Annotated in this window: 1 protein-coding gene and 1 pseudogene (1 of these 2 running past the window's edge); both read left to right on the top strand. The window is 77.1% G+C overall.

From position 1 onward, the window contains the following. Positions 1-9,594: pseudogene (locus tag ACWD3O_RS20010) on the top strand (type I polyketide synthase); its annotated part reaches 10,575 nt to the left of the window's first position; the annotation flags it as partial. Continuing rightward, on the top strand, positions 9,591-19,445 hold the full coding sequence (locus tag ACWD3O_RS20005) for a type I polyketide synthase (protein ID WP_451416797.1): 9,855 nt from the start codon (positions 9,591-9,593) through the stop codon (positions 19,443-19,445). The pseudogene ACWD3O_RS20010 and the gene ACWD3O_RS20005, both read left to right, overlap by 4 nt.

Raw genomic sequence — 19,445 nt, 5'->3', positions numbered from 1 at the left:
CTGGTCGCGCAGGCCGGGCGGTTGGCGTCCTTCCTCGCCGAGCGTCCCGAGGTGGATGCCGCGGCGGTGGCACACACGCTGGCGACCGGTCGCGCGGCCTTGGAGCACCGGGCGGTCGTGCTCGGTGACGACCGGGAGCAACTGCTGGTCGGCCTGCGGGCGTTGGCCGAGGGCAGTGCCGCGCCGTCCGTGCTCCACGACGAGGCCGTACACGGTGGTCCGGCCCTGCTGTTCTCGGGTCAGGGCGCGCAGCGGGTCGGGATGGGGCGTGAGCTCTACGACGCCTATCCGGTCTTCGCCGACGCCTTCGACGCGGTGTGCGCCCGGGTGGACCTCGAGCGGCTGCTGCACGAGGTGGTCTTCGAGGACGGCGAGGCGCTGAACCGGACCGTGTACGCCCAGGCCGGGCTCTTCGCGGTCGAGGTGGCGCTGTTCCGGCTGGTGGAGTCGTGGGGTGTGGCCCCGAGTGTCCTGATCGGTCACTCGATCGGTGAACTCGCGGCTGCGCACTGTGCGGGTGTGCTGTCGCTGGAGGACGCGTGCCGGCTGGTGTCGGCGCGCGGTCGGCTGATGGACGCGCTGCCCGAGGGCGGCGCGATGCTCGCCGTCGAGACGTCCGAGGACACCCTGGGCCTGCCCGACGGGGTGGACCTGGCGGCCGTCAACGGCCCGACCTCGATCACGGTCTCCGGTGACGCCGAGGCGATCGACGCGCTGGAGCAGCGGCTCCGTGCCGAGGGCGTGCGCGTGAAGCGGCTGACCGTCTCGCACGCGTTCCACTCCCACCTGATGGAGCCCATGCAGGCGGAGTTCGCCGCCGTGGCCGAGTCGCTGACCTACCACGCCCCGACCGTCCCGATCGTGACCACGGCAACCGGCGACATCGCCACCCCGGGCTACTGGGTGAGCCAGATCCGGCAGCCCGTCCGGTTCGCCGACGCGATCGCCTCCCTCGGCGGTGTGCGGACGGCGCTGGAGCTGGGCCCCGGCGGGGTGCTCTCCGCCCTGGTGGCCGAGCAGGCCGACGGTCTGGCCGCCGTGCCCGCCCTGCGCGCGGACCGGCCCGAGGCCGCGACCTTCGTGCGCGCGCTGGCCCGGCTGCACACCCGCGGCGTTCCCGTCGAGTGGGGCCGGTATCTGTCGGGGCCGGGTGTGGGTCTGCCGACGTACGCGTTTCAGCGTGAGCGGTTCTGGCTGGAGGCGGTGGGGGTCGCGGATGACGTGGCCGCTGCCGCTGGTGACGAGGCGTTCTGGTCGGTGGTCGAGGCTGGTGACAGTCAGGCGCTGGCCGAGGTGCTGCGGGTGGGTGCCGGTGAGGCGGAGGCGGTGCTGCCGGCTCTGGCCGGGTGGCGTCGTGAGCGCGTGGACCGTTCGCGTGCGGACGGGATGCGCTACCGCGTCAGCTGGCGCGTGACGGAGGAGGACTCCGCCGCTGCGGGTGGGCGTTGGCTCGTGCTGCAGACCGAGGGGGTGTCCGACGAGCGGGTCGAGCAGTGTGTGGCGGCTCTGGAGGGTGCGGGTGCGGAGCCGTTCGTCGTGCTGCTGGACGACGGTGAGCTGGACCGTTGGGAGCTGGCTGCGCGTCTGACCGAGGAGGAATCCCTCGGCGGAGGTGTCGCTGGGGTGTTGTCCCTGGCTGCGCTGGATGCGCGGGTGGGGGTGCCGGGGGTTCCTGAGGGGCTTCCGGTGTCGGTGGCGTGGTCGCTGGCGCTCGTGCAGGCGCTGGGCGATGCGGAGATCGACGCGCCGTTGTGGTGTGTGACGTCGGGTGCGGTGTCCACGGGCCGTGCGGACGGTGCGGTGGATCCGGAGCAGGCGCAGGTGTGGGGTCTGGGCCGGGTGGCGGCGCTGGAGTTCCCGCAGCGCTGGGGCGGGCTGGTGGATGTTCCCGCGGTGCTGGACGAGCGGGCCGGTGTGCGGCTGGCCCGGGTCCTCGCGGGGACGGAGGACCAGGTGGCCCTGCGGGCCTCCGGCACCTTCGCCCGCAGACTCGTCCGGTCCACCGGCCCCACCGGTGCCCCGGTCCGCCCCTGGCGGCCGAACGGAACCGTCCTGGTCACCGGCGGCACCGGCGGTCTCGGCTCGCGCGTGGCCGCCTCGCTCGCCGAGGCCGGCGCCGAGCACCTGGTGCTCACCGGCAGGCGCGGCCCCCAGGCGCCGGGCGCGGACGAACTCGCCGCGTCGCTGGAGGCCCTGGGCTGCCGTGTCACCGTCGTGGCCTGTGACGTGGCCGACCGCGAGGCCCTGGAGGCATTGCTCGCGGAACACCCGGTCACCGGGGTGTTCCACGCGGCCGGAGTCGTGGACACCGTTCCGCTGGTCGGGGTCGGTCCGGAGCAGTTCGCCGAGGTGCTGCGGGCGAAGACGCTCGGTGCGCGGCACCTGGACGAACTGGTGCCCGACGCCGAGACGTTCGTGCTGTTCTCGTCGATCGCGGGTGTGTGGGGCAGTGGCGGGCAGTCCGCGTACGCGGCGGCCAACGCCCACCTGGACGCACTGGCCGAGCGGCGCCGCGCCCGTGGCCTGACCGCCACCTCGGTGGCGTGGGGCCCGTGGGCCGAAGCCGGCATGCTCGTCGACGGCGAGGCGGAGGAGCACCTGCGCCGCCGCGGCCTGCTGCCGCTCGAGCCCGGTCTCGCCGTGAACGCGCTGGAGCAGGCGGTCACCCACGACCTCGGCTGCCTCACCTTCGCCGACCTCGACTGGCAGCGCTTCTCCGGCAGCTTCACCGCCGTCCGGCCGTCGACGCTGTTCGCCGAACTCCCCGAAGCCGCCCGCCAGGCGACCGAGACGACGGCCCCCACCGCGGCGGCCCCCTTCCGGCGGCGCGTCGCGGAACTCGGCGCGCAGCAGCGGGAACGGGTCCTGCTGGCCCTCGTCCGCGACGAGGCGGCCGCCACCCTGGGCCACAGCGGCAGCGACGCCGTCGCACCGCTGCGAGCCTTCTCCGACCTGGGCTTCGACTCGCTGATGGCGGTGGAACTGCGGGGACGGCTCAGCGAGGCCACCGGCCTGGACCTGCCCGCCACCCTGGTCTTCGACCACCCCACCGCCCAGGACCTCACCACCCATCTGGCCGCCCTGCTCGCCGCGGACCTGCCCCTGGCGGCCGAGGACCGGCAGGACGCCCCCGGTGCCGCCGCGGTGCCCGCCGGCCCGGACACCCGTGCCGCGCACGACGAGCCGCTGGCCGTCATCGGCATGAGCTGCCGCTTCCCCGGCGACGTCCGCTCCCCCGAGGACCTGTGGAACCTGGTCACCGGCGGTGTCGACGCGGTCGGCGACTGCCCGCCGGAGCGCGGCTGGCCGCTGCGGCCCGCGACCGACGCCGAGGGGCCCCGCCCGCTCCAGGGCGGCTTCCTGGCGGACATCGCCTCGTTCGACGCCGGCCTGTTCAACATCTCGCCCCGCGAAGCCGTGATGATGGACCCGCAGCAGCGGCTGCTGCTGGAGACCGCCTGGGAGGTCTTCGAACGCGCCGGCATCGACCCGCTGTCGCTGCGCGGCTCCCGCACCGGCGTCTTCGCGGGCGCCAACAACCACGACTACACCTCGCTGCCCGGCGAGACCCCCGAGGGCGGCGAGGGCTACCTCGCCACCGGCGGCTCCGCCAGCGTCCTCTCCGGCCGGATCTCCTACACCTTCGGCCTGGAGGGCCCGGCCGTCACCGTCGACACCGCCTGCTCCTCCGGCCTGGTCGCCCTGCACCTCGCGTCCCAGGCGCTGCGCCGCGACGAATGCTCCCTGGCCCTCGCCGGCGGCGTCGTCACCATGTCCACCCCCGGCGTCTTCGCCGAGTTCGGCAAGCAGGACGCGATGGCGGCCGACGGCCGCTGCAAGGCGTTCTCCGACGACGCCGACGGCACCGGATGGGGCGAGGGCGCCGGCGTCCTGCTGCTGGAGCGCCTCTCCGACGCCCGCCGCAACGGCCACCGCGTCCTCGCCGTGGTCCGCGGCTCCGCCGTCAACCAGGACGGCGCCTCCAACGGCCTCACCGCCCCCAACGGGCCCTCCCAGCAGCGCGTCATCCGCGCCGCCCTCGCCGACGCCGGGATCGCCGCCGCCGACGTGGACATGGTCGAGGCCCACGGCACCGGAACCCGGCTCGGCGACCCCATCGAGGCGCAGGCCCTGCTGGCCACCTACGGCCAGGACCGGCCCGGCGACGAGCCGCTCTGGCTGGGCTCCGTCAAGTCCAACATCGGCCACACGCAGGCCGCCTCCGGCATCGCCGGCGTCATCAAGGGAGCCATGGCCATGCGCGCCGGCCGGCTGCCGCGCACGCTCTTCGCCGACCGCCCCACCACCCAGGTCGACTGGACGTCCGGGAACGTCCGGCTCCTCGACGAGGAACGGGCCTGGCCCGACCGGTCCGGTCCGCGCCGCGTGGGCGTCTCGTCGTTCGGCATGAGCGGCACCAACGCCCACGTGATCCTGGAACAGGCCCCCGCCGAGGAGACCGCCGAGGCCGAGAAGGCCCGCCGCGCCCCCGCCGCGCCCGCCACGGCCCCCGCCCCCACGGACCAGGCGCCGCCCGTGCCGTGGCTGCTCTCCGCCGACACCCCCGCCGGGCTGCGCGACCAGGCCCGCCGGCTCGCCGCGTCCGACCCGGTCACCGGGGCGGACCACGACCCGCTCGACGTGGCCTGGACGCTGGCCACTGCCCGGGCCACGCTCACCGAGCGCGCCGTCGTCCTCGGACCCGAAGGGCTGACCGCCCTCGCCGCGGACGGCGAGTCGCCCCAGCTGCGCCGCGGCACGGCCCGCCGCACCGGGGCGCCCGTCTTCGTCTTCCCCGGGCAGGGCGCCCAGTGGAGCGGCATGGCCGCCCGGCTGATCGACACCGAAGCGGTGTTCCGGGCCCGGCTGGAGGAGTGCGAGCGCGCCCTCGCCCCCTACCTCGACTTCTCGCCCATCGCCGTGATCCGCGGCGAGGACCCCGAGCACGACGGCGTCGACCGGGTCGACGTGGTGCAGCCCCTGCTGTGGGCGGTGATGGTGTCGCTGGCCGAGCTGTGGCGCGCGTCGGGCGTCGAGCCCGCCGCCGTGATCGGCGCGTCCCAGGGCGAACTGGCCGCCGCCGTCGTGGCGGGAGCCATGGAGCTGGAGGACGCCGCGCGGATCGTCGCCGCCCGCAGCCGGGCCGTCGCCGACCAACTGTCCGGACGGAGCGGCATGGTGTCCCTGCCGATGCCCGAGGCCGACGCGGCGGAACTCCTCGCCACGCTGGACCGCCCGGCGTGGATCGCCGCGCTCAACGGCCCCCGGGTCACCGTGGTCGGCGGCGGGAACGCCGCACTCGCCGACCTGGCCGCCGAGTGCGAGCGGCGCGGCATCCGAGCCCGCCGCATCGACGTCGACTACGCCTCCCACACCGTCCTGGTCGAGCCGCTGCGGCCGGTCTTCGACGCGCTGCCCGGCGCGCCCGCCACCGCCGGCGACGTGCCGTTCTACTCGACGGTCACCGGCGCCGCGCTGACCGGCGACGACCTCGCCCCCGGCTACTGGTACCGCAACCTCCGCGACACCGTACGGTTCGACCAGGCCGTCCGCGCCGCCGTGGCCGACGGCCACACCGCCTTCCTCGAGATCAGCCCGCACCCCGTGCTGACCCCGGGCATCACCGACATCCTCGACGACATCGACACCCCGGGCGCGGTCCTCACCACCCTGCGCCGGGGCGAGGACGAGGTCCGCCGCTGGGTCCTGGCCCTCGCCGAGGCCCACTGCGCGGGCGTCGGCGTCGACTGGCCCGGCGTGCTCGGCGGCCCCGCCGGCCGGAACGTCCTCGACCTGCCCACCTACCCCTTCCAGCAGCGGCGCTACTGGCCCGACATCCGCCCCACCGCCGACGTCGCGGCCGCCGGACTCTCCGGCGTACGGCACCCGCTGCTCGGCGCGGCGGCCCCGCTCGCCGGCGGCGGCACCCTGTGGACGGGCAGGCTGTCCACCGCCACCCACCCCTGGCTCGCCGACCACGCCGTCGGGGACACCGTGCTGCTGCCCGGCACCGCCTTCGTGGAACTGGCCCTGCGGGCCGGCCTCGACGGACTCGACGAACTCACCCTCCAGACACCCCTGGTGGTGCCGGCCGGCGCGGCCGTCACCCTGCAGATGCTCGTGGGGGAGACCGCCGCGGACGGCCGCCGACCCGTCACGATCTCCGCACGGCCCGAGACCGCGGACGACCTCGGCGAGGCCGGGCCCGCCTGGACCACGCACGCCACCGGCTTCCTCGCCGGAGACGGCTCCGCGGCCACGCCGCCCGAGCCCGCCGGCCCGGCGCCGTGGCCGCCCGCCGGAGCCGTACCGGTGCCCGTCGACGGCTGCTACGAGGACCTCGCCGCCGCCGGCTACGCCTACGGGCCGACCTTCCGCGGACTCAGGACCCTCTGGCGGGCCGGGGACGACCTCTGCGCGGAGGTCGCGCTCCCCGACGGAGCCCGCGCGGACGCCGAGCGCTTCGGACTCCACCCCGCGCTCCTCGACGCCGCCCTGCACGCGGCCGGGGTTGGCGGACTGCTCACGCGGCCCGGCCTGCTCCCCTTCGCCTGGGAGGGCGTCCGGCTGCGGGCGACCGGCGCCGACACCCTGCGGGTGCGGCTGTCGCCGGCCGGCCCGGACGCCGTCTCGCTCCGCGCCGACGACGCCTCCGGGACCCCCGTCGCCGAGGTCGCCTCCCTCACCCTGCGGCCGATGGCCGCCGACGCGCTGCGCCGGGCGGCCCGCGCCGCGGACCTCGACGCGCTCCACCGTGTGGACTGGACCCCCGCCGCCGAAGGGACGGCCCAGCCGCTCGTCCTGGTCGGCCCGCCGCCCGCCTCCCTCGCCCCCGCGGCGGCGACCCGCTACGACGACCTGGAAGCCCTCGGCGCCGCCGTCGACGCGGGCGAGCCGCTGCCGGAGACCGTCCTGTGGTGCGGCTCCCGGCCCGGCGGCGGGAACGCCACCCCGGCCGCCGTGCACGCCGCCGTCCACGAGGCGCTGCACGCCACCCGGACCTGGCTGGCCGACGCGCGCTTCGCCGGCTCCCGGCTCACCGTGCTCACCACGCGGGCGGTCGCCGTCGGCGCGGGCGAGGACGTCCCCGACCTCGCCGGAGCCGCCGTCCACGGCCTGCTGCGCTCGGCGCACAGCGAGCACCCGGACCACTTCGCCCTGGTCGACCTGGACGGACACCCCGACTCGGCCGCCGCGCTGCCCACCGCCCTCGGATCCCCCGAGCCCCAGCTCGCGATCCGCGCGGGCGCCCTGCTCGCCCCCCGCCTCGCCCAGGGCGCCGGCCCAGCACTCGCCGAGGAGCCGGTCCCCGGGACCCGCCTGGACACCACCGGGGAAGGCACCCTGGAGGGGCTGGCGTTCGTGCCCGCCCCCGAGGCCCTCGCCGACCTCGGCCCCACCCAGGTCCGGGTCGCGATGCGCGCCGCGGGCGTCAACTTCCGCGACGTGGTGATGGCCCTCGGCATGGTCCCCGGCCAGCGCGGCATGGGCACCGAAGGAGCCGGCGTCGTCCTGGAGACCGGCGCGGAGGTCACCGACCTCACCCCCGGCGACCGCGTGTTCGGCCTCTTCGCCGGAGCCTTCGGACCCACCGCCGTCACCGACCGGCGGATGCTGGCCCGCATGCGGAAGGAGTGGACCTACGCGGAGGCCGCCTCCGTGCCCACCCCCTTCCTCACGGCCTACTACGGCCTGGTGGACGTCGCCGGCGCCACCCCGGGCGAGAGCGTCCTCGTCCACGCCGCGGCGGGCGGCGTCGGCATGGCCGCCGTGCAGCTCGCCCGCCACCTCGGCCTGGAGATCCACGGCACCGCCTCCCCGGGCAAGTGGCCGGCCACCGGCCTGCCCGACGAGCGGCTGTCCTCCTCCCGCACCACCGACTTCGAGCAGCGGGTGCGCGAAGCCACCGGCGGACGCGGCGTCGACATCGTGCTGAACTCGCTGGAAGGCGCCTTCATCGACGCCTCGCTGCGGCTGATCGCCCCCGGCGGCCGGTTCGTCGAAATGGGCAAGACGGACATCCGTGACGGCGAACAGGTCACCGCCGCCCACCCGGGCGTCCACTACGAGGTCTTCGACCTCATGACCGGCGACCGCGGCCGGATCGCGGAGATCTTCACCGAGATCGTCGACCTGTTCGACAGCGGAGTCCTGGAACTCCTCCCGCTCACCGCCTGGGACCTGCGCGACGCCGCCGAGGCCTTCCGGTACATGGGCCGCGGCCGCCACATCGGCAAGAACGTCCTCACCCTGCCCGCCGCCCCCGACCCCGACGGCACCGTCCTCATCACCGGCGGCACCGGAGCGCTGGCGAGCCTGCTCGCCCGCCACCTGGTCGCCGAACACGGCGTACGCCACCTGGTGCTGGCCGGCCGCAGCGGCCCCGCCGCGCCCGGCGCCGACCGGCTCGCCGCCGACCTCGCCGAAGCCGGAGCCACCGTCCGGATCGAAGCCTGCGACGTCGCCGACCGCGACGCCCTCACCGCCCTGCTCGCCGGCCTCGACCGCCCGCTCACCGGCGTCGTCCACGCCGCCGGAATCCTCGACGACGGCGTGCTCGACGCGCTCACCCCGGAGCGCGCCGACCGGGTCCTGGCCCCCAAGGCGGACGCCGCCCTGCACCTGGACGAACTGACCGCCCACCAGGACCTCGCCTTCTTCGTCCTGTTCTCCTCGGCCGCCGCCACCTTCGGGGCCGCCGGACAGGCGAGCTACGCCGCCGCCAACGCCGTGCTGGACGCCGTGGCCCACCGCCGCCGGGTCCGCGGACTGGCCGGCCAGTCCCTGGCCTGGGGCCTGTGGGACACCGAGGACGGCATGGCGGCCGGCTTCGGCCGCGAGGGCCACCGGGCGACGAGGGCCGGCGTGATCGGCGCGGAGACGGGGATGGCCCTGTTCGACGCGGCCCGCGGCCTGCCCCACGCCCACCTCGTGCCCGTCGCCCTCGACCACGCCCGGCTGCGCGAGGAGGCGCACGGGCAGGAGGTACCGGCCCTGCTGCGCGGACTGGTCCGCGCCTCCGCCACCCGCGCCCGGGCCGGCGCCGCGCCCGAACGCAGCCTGGCCGCCGACCTCGCCCGGCTCCCCGCGCCCGAACAGCGGCGCACCGTCCTCGACCTGGTGCGCGCCCAGGCCGCCGCCGTCCTCGGCTACGACGGCCCCGACGCGGTCGCCGCCGACCAGGCCTTCACCAAGCTCGGCTTCGACTCGCTCACCGCCGTCGAACTGCGCAACCGGCTCACCAGGGCGACCGGGCTGCGCCTGCCCGCCGGCCTGGTGTTCGACCATCCCACGCCGACCGCGCTCGCCACGCACCTGTGGACCGAACTGGCCGGGACCGCCGAACCGGAGCAGGAGGAGGACACCGGCGCCGTACTGGCCGGACTGCACCGGCTCGAGGAAGCCGTCGCCCGGCTCACCGCGTCCGGCGCCGACGGCCGGGCCGTCGCCGACCGGCTGCGCGCCCTGCTGGCCCGGATGGCCGAGGGCGAGACGGACCCGGCGGGCGTGCGGACGGTCGTCACCGACCGGCTCGAGGACGCCTCCGCGTCCGACGTCTTCGACTTCATCGACAAGGAGCTGGGACTGTCGTGAACTCCCGCCACACGACCGACCGCACCGCACCCGCGCAGGGAGCGGGCACGGCGGACGACCAGAAACTCCTCCGGTACCTCAAGCGCGTCACGGCCGACCTCGCCGAGACCCGGCAGCGGCTGGCCGACGCCGAGAACCAGGCCCGCGAACCGCTCGCCGTCGTCGGCATGGCCTGCCGCTACCCGGGCGGCGCAGACGACCCCGACGGGCTGTGGCGGCTCGTCCACGAGGGCCGCGACGCCGTCGGCGGCCTCCCCGCCGACCGCGGCTGGGGCCTGCCCGAGGGACACCAGGCGCTCTCCGCCCTCAAGGGCGGCTTCATCGAGGACGCCGACCGCTTCGACGCGGCGCTGTTCGGGATCAGCCCCCGCGAAGCACTCACCATGGACCCCCAGCAGCGCGTCCTGCTGGAGACCGTGTGGCAGGCGCTGGAACGGGCCGGCATCCCGCCGCTCTCCCTGCGCGCCACCCGGACCGGGGTGTTCGTCGGCGCCGGCTCCTCCGGCTACGGCGGAGGCGCCCAGCTGCCCGAAGGCTCCGAGGGCCACCTGATGACCGGCATGGCCGGCAGCGTCCTGTCCGGCCGGATCGCCTACACCTTCGGGCTCGAAGGGCCCGCCGTCACCGTCGACACCGCCTGCTCGTCGTCCCTGGTCGCCGTGCACCAGGCCGCCCGGGCCCTGCGCGGAGGCGAGTGCGACCTCGCCGTCACCGCCGGCGTCGCCGTCCTCGCCGACCTCGGCATGTTCGGCGAGTTCGGACGCCACGGGGGCCTCGCCGCCGACGGCCGCTGCAAGTCCTTCGGCGCGGGCGCCGACGGCACCGGCTGGGCCGAGGGAGCGGGCGTCGTCCTGCTGGAACGGCTCTCCGACGCACGGGCCAACGGCCACCACGTCCACGCCGTCCTGTGCGGATCCGCGGTCAACTCCGACGGCGCCTCCAACGGCCTGACCGCCCCCAACGGCCGCGCCCAGCGCGCCGTCATCCGCGCCGCGCTCGCCGACGCCGGACTGCTCCCCTCCGAGGTGGACGCCGTCGAGGCGCACGGGACCGGCACCCGGCTCGGCGACCCGATCGAGGCGGAGGCGCTGCTCGGCACGTACGGCCAGAACCGCGAGGAACCGCTCTGGCTCGGCTCGATGAAGTCGAACATCGGCCACGCCCAGGCCGCCGCGGGCATGGCCGGGCTCATCAAGATGGTCGAGGCGCTGCGCCACGGCGTCCTGCCCCGCACCCTGCACGCCGACGAACCGTCCCCGCACATCGACTGGGCCGCGGGCGCCGTGCGGCTGCTGCACGAGGAGAGACCGTGGCCCTCGACGGGACGGCCCAGACGCGCCGGCGTCTCGTCCTTCGGGCTGAGCGGCACCAACGCCCACGTCATCCTCGGCGAGGCGCCCGCGCCCGACCCCGGCTCCAACTCCGGCTCCGACTCCGGCTCCGGCTCCAACTCCGACTCGGACGCAGGCTCCGGCTCCGGCTCCGACCTCGACGGGACGGCGCGCGCCGCCTCCCCGGCCCCCGCCCCCGCCGTGGTGCCCTGCCCCGTCTCCGGCCGGACCGCCGAGGCGCTCGCCGAGCAGGCGCGGCGGCTCGGCGCCGCGCTCGGGGCGCGGCCGGACCTGGACCTGCTGGACATCGGCCACACCCTCGCCACCACCCGCTCGCCGCTGGAACACCGCGCCGTCGTGCTGGCCGGCGACCGCGCCGGTCTCGCCGCCGGCCTGGAGGCGCTGGCCGCGGGCCGCGCCCCCGCGGGGCTTGTCCGCGGCGAGGCACCCGAGGACGCCCGCACGGTCTTCCTCTTCACCGGCCAGGGCTCCCAGCGCACCGGCATGGGCCGCGAACTCCACGCCGCGTTCCCGGTGTTCGCCCGCGCCTTCGACGAGATCTGCGCCCGCCTCGACACCGGAACGGGTCCCGGCCTGCGCCACCTCGTCCTCGGCGACGGCGAGAGCGAGGAAGACGGCGGGAGCGGGAGCCGGAGCGGGGGGAACGGCGGTGGCGCGCTCGACCGGACGGTCCACGCCCAGGCCGGGCTCTTCGCGCTCGAGGTCGCGATGTTCCGGCTGCTGGAGTCCTGGGGCGTGGCCCCCGACCAGCTCGTCGGTCACTCCGTCGGAGAACTGGCCGCCGCCCACGTCGCCGGAGTGCTCTCCCTCGACGACGCCTGCGCCCTCGTCGCCGCCCGCGGCCGGCTGATGGACGCGCTGCCGGAGGGCGGCGCGATGCTCGCCGTCGAGGCCGCCGAGGACGCGCTGGAACTCCCCGACGGCGTCGACCTGGCCGCCGTGAACGGGCCGGCCGCGATCACGGTCTCCGGCGACGCGGACGCGATCGACGCGCTGGAGACACGGCTGCGCTCCGAGGGCGTGCGGGTGAAGCGGCTCGCCGTCTCCCACGCGTTCCACTCGCGCCTGATGGAGCCGATGCTCGACGACTTCGCCGCCGTCGCCCGCTCGCTGACGTACCACCCGCCGGTGCTGCCGCTCGTCTCCACGCTGACCGGCGGCCCCGCCACCGCGGACACCGTGTGCGACCCGGAGTACTGGGTGCGGCAGGTCCGCCGGACCGTGCGGTTCGCCGACGCGGTCTCCTGGACCCACGAGCACGGCGCCTCGGTCTTCATCGAGCTCGGCCCGGGCGGCGCCCTCGCCGCCGCCGCCCGCGACGTCCTGCCGGCGCCCGGCTCGACGCCGCGCGGTCCCACGGTCGCCGCCGCGCTCCGCCCCGGCCGCCCCGAACCGGAGGCCCTGCTCACCGCCCTCGCCGCGGCCCACACGGCCGGCGCGGCCGTCGACTGGCGGGCCGTCTTCGGCTCCTGGGGCGGACGCCCGGTGCCGCTGCCCACCTACGCCTTCCGCCGCGACCGCTACTGGATCGAGCCCGGCACCGCGCGCCCCGCCGGGCCCGCCACCGCCGACCGGGCCGAGGACCGGACCACCGACCCGGCCGCGGAGCGGTTCTGGAACGCCGTCGAGACCGGCGACGCCGGCCTGCTCGCCGAGACCGTGGGCCTGCCCGACCCGGCCGCCGTCGAACCCCTGCTGCCCGCCCTCACCCGCTGGCGGCACGACCACCGCGACCGCGTCCGCGCCGACGCGCTGCGCTACCGGGTGACCTGGCGGCCCCTCACCGGCCCCGCCCCCGCCCCGGCCCACGGCCGCTGGCTCGCCGTGCTGCCCGCGGAACGCGGCCACGACCCCCTGACCGCCGCGGTGCCCGCCGCGCTCCGCGACGCCGGGGCCGAGGTCACCGAACTGCCCGTCGGCCTCCTCACGGGGACCGACCGCGGACAACTCGCGGAACTGCTCCACCAGTTCGCCGCCGACGGCCCCTGCACCGGGGTGGTGTCGCTGCTCGGCCTGGAGGACACGCCGTCCGCCGAGCACCCCGCCCTCGCCGCGGGCCTGGCCGGGACCGTGCTGCTCACCCAGGCCCTCGGCGACGCCGGGATCGACGCGCCGCTGTGGGCGCTGACCCGCGGCGCCGTCGCCGTCGGGCCCGCCGAGCGGGTCGGCAGCCCCCGCCAGGCCGCCCTGTGGGGCTTCGGACGGGTCGCGGCCCTCGAACACCCCGGCCGCTGGGGCGGACTGATCGACCTGCCCGCCGCCCTCGACGAGAAGTCGGCCGCCCTCCTGGTGACCCTCCTCACCGGCACGACCGGCGAGGACCAGACCGCCCTGCGGCCCTCGGGCGTCTTCGCCCGGCGCGTCACCCCCGCCACCGGGAGCGCCGCACCCGACGGCTCCTGGCGCCCGGACGGCACCGTCCTCGTCACCGGCGGGACCGGCGCCCTCGGCCTCCGCACGGCACGGCTCCTCGCCGAACGGGGCGCCACCCACGTGGTCCTGGCGGGCCGCCGCGGCCCGCACGCGCCCGGAACGGCCGAACTCGCCGCCGAACTCGCGCCCGCCACCCGGATCACCGCGGTCGCCTGCGACGTCACCGACCGCACGGCCATGGCGGCGCTCCTCGCCGAGCACGACGTCCGCACGGTCGTGCACGCCGCCGGCGTGACCGGCGCCGAGGCCCTGGAGACCACCGGTCCCGACGCCTTCGCCGGCGTCCTCGACGCCAAGGTGCGCGGCGCCGAGGTGCTCGACGAACTCCTCTCCGACACCGCGCGCGCCGCACGCCTCGTGCTCTTCTCCTCCGTCGCCGGAGCGTGGGGGAGCGGCGGGCAGGCCGCCTACGCCGCGGCCAACGCCCAGCTGGACGCCCTGGCCGAGCGCCGCCGCGCCGCCGGGCTGCCCACCACCTCGATCGCCTGGGGCCCCTGGGACGGGGCCGGCATGGCCGCGGACGGGGACACCCGCGAACACCTCGCCCGGCGCGGGCTGCGGCCCATGCCGCCCGAGCTCGCCGCCACCGCGCTGGGAGCCGCCCTCGACCGCGACGAGACCACCCTGGTCGTCGCCGACGTCGACTGGCGGCGCTTCGCCCCCGCCTTCCAGGTGACCCGGCCCACCCGCCTCTTCGGGGAGATCCCGGAGGCGGGCGAGTCGGCCGCCCCCGCCGCCGACGACCCCGCGGCGGTACGGGCCGCATGGGCCCGCACCCTCGCCGGGCTGCCCGCGCGGGACCGCTCCGCCCCGCTGACCGAGCTGGTCCGCGAGGAGACCGCGGCCGTGCTCGGGCACCCGTCCGTGAACCCGATCGGCCTGCGCACCCCCTTCCGCGACCTCGGCCTGGAGTCGCTCACCGCCGTCGAACTGCGCGACCGGCTGGCCGCCCGCACCGGACTGACCCTCCCCGCCGGCCTGGTCTTCGACCACTCCCGGCCCCTCACCCTCGGCGAACACCTCGCCGCCCGGCTGCTGGGCGAGGTCGCCCCCACGTCGCCGTCGTCCGCCCCGTCCGCCCCCGCCGGGGCCCGGACGTCCGCGGGCCCCGACGAAGCCGTCGCCGTCGTCGGCATCGGCTGCCGCTTCCCCGGCGGCGTCCGGACCCCCGACGACTTCTGGCAGCTGATCGCCCGCGGCGAGGACGCCGTCACCCCGTTCCCCACCGACCGCGGCTGGGACCTCGGGGCGCTCCTCGACACCGGCGACGGCACCCGATCGGCCGGCTTCGGCGCCTTCATCGACGACGTCGCGGGCTTCGACGCCGCCATGTTCGGCATCTCGCCCCGCGAGGCCCTGGCCATGGACCCGCAGCAGCGGCTCCTCCTGGAGACCGCCTGGGAGGCCGCCGAACGCGCCGGGGTCGCCCCCGGCTCCCTGCGCGGCAGCGACACCGGCGTCTTCGTCGGCAGCAACGGCCAGGACTACGGCTACCTGCTGCTCGGCTCCGGCGAGAACGTCGAGGGACACCTGACCTCCGGCGTCACCGGCGCCGTCCTGTCCGGCCGGCTTTCCTACACCCTCGGCCTGGAGGGCCCCGCGGTCACCGTCGACACCGCCTGCTCCTCCGGCCTGGTCGCCGTCCACCTCGCCCTGCGGTCCCTGCGCGACGGCGAATGCTCCCTGGCGCTGGCCGCCGGCGTGACCGTGATGAGCACCCCCGGCCCGTTCACCGAGTTCGGCACCCTCGGCGGACTCGCCCCCGAAGGCCGCTGCAAGGCGTTCGCCGACGGCGCCGACGGCACCAGCTGGGGCGAGGGCGCCGCCGTGCTGCTGCTGGAACGCCTCTCCGACGCCCGCCGCAACGGCCACCCCGTCCTCGCCGTGCTCCGCGGCAGCGCCGTCAACCAGGACGGCGCCTCCAACGGGCTGTCCGCGCCCAGCGGGCCCGCCCAGCAGCGGGTGATCCGCGCCGCGCTCCGCGACGCCGGCCTCGCCCCCGCCGACGTGGACGCCGTCGAGGCCCACGGCACCGGCACCGCGCTCGGCGACCCGATCGAGGCGGAGGCGCTGCTCGCCGCCTACGGGCAGGACCGCGCCGAGCCCCTGTGGACCGGCAGCGTGAAGTCCAACATCGGCCACACCCAGGCCGCCGCCGGCATCGCCGGCATCGTCAAGATGACCCTGGCGATGCGCCACGGACTGCTGCCCCGCACCCTGCACGTGGACCGGCCCACCACCAAGGTGGACTGGACCGCCGGGAACGTCGCCCTCCTCACCGAGGACCGCCCCTGGCCGGAGACCGGGCGGCCGCGACGCGCGGGCGTCTCCTCCTTCGGCGTCAGCGGCACCAACGCCCACGTCCTCCTGGAGGCCCCCGCCCCCGAGGACACGGGCGACCTGCCCGCCCCCGGGGACACGGGCGACGTGCCCGCCTCCGGGGACACCGCCGACACGCCCGCCGACGCGGACACGGGCGGCGTGCCCGCCCCCGAGGACACCGGCGCCGCGCTCCCGCTCGTGCTCTCCGCCCGCACCGCCAAGGCCCTGCGCGCCCAGGCCGCGGCCCTGCACACCCACCTGTCCGGCGGCGACGACGCGGCCGTACCGGCCGACACCGCGTTCACCCTGGCCACCGCCCGCACCGCCGCGGAGCACCGCGCCGTGGTCGTCGGCGCCGACCGGCGCCAACTCCTCGACGCCCTCGCCGCGGTGGCCGAGGACCGGCCCCACCCGGCCGCCGTCACCGGCCGCGACACCACCCCCAAGGTGGCCTTCGTCTTCCCCGGCCAGGGCACCCAGTGGGAGGGCATGGCGGCCCGGCTGCTCGACGAGTCACCGGTGTTCGCGGCACGGTTCGCGCAGTGCGCGCACGCCCTCGCGCCGCACGTCGACTTCGTGCCCGCCGACGTGCTCCGCCGCCGCCCCGGCGCCCCCGACCTGGAGCGCGTGGACGTCGTCCAGCCGCTGCTGTGGGCGGTGATGGTGTCGCTCGCCGAGGTGTGGCGGGCGCACGGCGTCACCCCGTCCGCCGTCATCGGCCACAGCCAGGGCGAGATCGCCGCCGCCGTCGTCGCCGGCGCGCTGTCCCTGACCGACGGCGCCGCCGTGGTCGCCCTGCGCGCCAAGGCCCTCACCCAGGTCGCCGGGCAGGGCCGCATGCTGGCCGTGGCGCTGCCCGCCGAACGCGCCGAGCGGTACCTGACCCCCTACGACGGCCGGATCTCCCTCGCCCTCGTCAACGGGCCCGGCTCCGCCGTGGTCTCCGGCGAGCCCGCCGCCCTCGCGGACCTCGAGGCGCGGCTCGCCGCCGACGGCGTCCGGTGCCGGTGGCTGCCCTTCGACTACGCCGCGCACTCCGCCCAGATGGAGGCCGTCCGCACCGGCGTCACCGCCGCGCTGGCCGCCGCGGCCGGCAGCCCGCGCACCTCCGAGGTGCCCTTCTACTCGTCGCTCACCGGCGACCGCTTCGACACCGCCGGCGCCGACGCCGACTACTGGTTCACCGGCCTTCGCGAGACCGCCCGCTTCGACCGCGCCACCACCGCCGCGCTCCGCGACGGCCACACCCTCCTCATCGAGGTCGGCCCGCACCCCGTCCTCACCGCCGCCGTCCAGGAGACCGCCGCCGAGGCGGGCCGCACCGTCGCCGCCCTCGGCACCCTGCACCGCGACCGGGGCGGCCGCGAACGCCTCCTGACCGGCCTCGCCGAGGCCCACGTCCTCGGCGCGCCGGTCGACTGGCGCACCACGCTGGAACCCTGGCCCGCCGCCCGCCTCACCGACGTGCCCACCTACCCCTTCCAGCGCACCCGCTACTGGCCCAAGGCACGCGACACCGGCCCGGCCACCGCGCCCACGGCCACCGCCTCGCCGGCCGAGTCCCGCTTCTGGGCGGCCGTCGACGACCAGGACACCGAGGCCGTGGCCGCCGCCGCCGGCCTGGACCCGGCCCAGCTCGCGCCCCTGCTGCCCGCCCTGTCGTCCTGGCACCGCGACAGCCGTGAGCAGGAGACCGTCGCCGCCTGGCGCTACCGCGTCGACTGGACCGCCCTGGAGGAACAGCCCGCGCCCTCGTGCGCCGGACGCTGGCTCCTGGTGGCCCCCGACACCGCCGCCACCGCCGCCACCACCGAAGCCTGCCGCCGGGCCCTCGCCGAACGCGACGGCGACACCGACCTGCTCCTCGTCGACCCGGCCGGCACCGACGCGGACGAACTCGCCGACCTGCTCCGCGACCACGTCGCCCCCGGCGAACGCCTGCGCGGCGTGATCTCGCTGCTCGCCCTCGACGAGACGCCCTGCCCCGGCCACCCGTCCCTCACCGCCGGCCAGGCGGCCACCCTGCACCTGCTGCACGCCGCCCTCGACACCGACCCCGGCCCGCTGTGGGCCCTCACCGCGGGCGCCGTCGGCGCCAGCGACGACGAGGCGCCCGCCAGCCCCGGCCAGGCCGCCGTCTGGGGACTGGGCAGGGTCGCCGCACTCGAACACCCCTCCCACTGGGGCGGCCTCGTCGACCTGCCCGCCCACGGCGTGGACGACGACCCCCGCACGGCCGCCCGGCTCGCGGCCGCCCTGACCCGCACCGACGGCGAGGACCAGATGGCCCTCCGCGCCCGTGGCGCCTACGGACGGCGGCTGCGCCACGCCGGACCCGCCACCGCGCGGCCCGGCGCCGGATGGCGCCCCACCGGCACCGCGCTGATCACCGGCGGCACCGGAGCCATCGGCGGCCACGTCGCCCGCCGGCTGGCCGCCGACGGAGCCGACCACCTCGTCCTCCTCAGCCGGCGCGGACCCGACGCCCCCGGCGCCGACGGCCTCACCGCCGACCTCACCGCGCTCGGCGCCCGCGTCACCGTCCTCGCCTGCGACCTCCAGGACCGCGACGACGTCGCCCGCGTCCTCGCGCGACTCGCCGCCGACGGCGTCACCGTCCGGACCGTCATGCACACCGCCGGCCTGGGCGAACTCGCCCCCCTCGCCGACACGGGCGTCACCGACCTGGCCCGCCTGATGGGCGGCAAGGCCGCCGGCGCCCGGCACCTCGACGAACTCCTCGACCCCGCGGCACTCGACGCCGTCGTCCACTTCTCGTCCGTCTCCGCCGTCTGGGGCGTGGCGAACCACGGGGCGTACGCCGCGGCCAACGCCTACCTCGACACGCTCGCCGAACTCCGCGCGCACGAAGGCGTCCCCGTCCGCTCCGTCGCCTGGGGACCGTGGGACGGCGGCGGCATGGTCGACGCCGGCGCCGCCGAGACCATGCGGCGACGGGGCGTCCCCCTGCTGCGGCCCGCGCTCGCCCTGGCCGCGCTGAGCCAGGCACTCGACGCCCCGGAACCGGTGGTGGCCGCGGCCGAGGTGGACTGGGCGGCCTTCGCGCCCTCCTTCACCGCGCTGCGGCCCAGCCCGCTGCTGGCCGACCTGCCCGAGGTCCGGGCTCTGTCGGCGGGACGGCCGGACGAGGACCCTGCGGACGACGCGGCGGGCGACGAGGACGGACTGCGCGACCGGCTGGCCGCCCTGTCCGCCGCGGAACGCGGACGCGCCCTGGTGGAACTGGTGCGCACGCACGCCGCCGTCGCCCTCGGCCACACCGGGGCCGAGGAGGTCGAGCCCGACAGCACCTTCCGGGACCTCGGCATCGACTCGCTCACCGCCGTCGCCCTGCGCGACCGGCTCAGGCGGGCGACCGGCCTGGACCTGCCCGCCACGCTCGTCTTCGACCAGCCGACCCCCGTCGCGCTGGCGGAACACCTCGGCGGCCTGCTGCTGCCGGAAACACCCGAGGACGCCGACGCCCTGCCGTCGGCCGACGCACTCGACCGACTCGAGGCGGCGCTCGCCCGACGCCCGGACGACGACCTCGACCGGGTCCGGATCGTGATGCGCCTGGAGTCGCTGCTGTCCCGGACCGCCAACGGGCCCACCGCGGCCGCCTCCGCCGACGCCACGGGCGGCGACGGCCTCGCCGAGGCGGCCGCACTGGCCGACCGGCTCGGCAACGCCACGGACGACGAACTCTTCGCCCTGGTGGAGAGGGACCTGGGACTCAAGTGA

This window comes from Streptomyces sp. NPDC002640, assembly GCF_053592575.1.
Note: the sequence above shows the minus strand (reverse complement) of the source record. Positions and strands in the feature narration are given on the sequence as shown.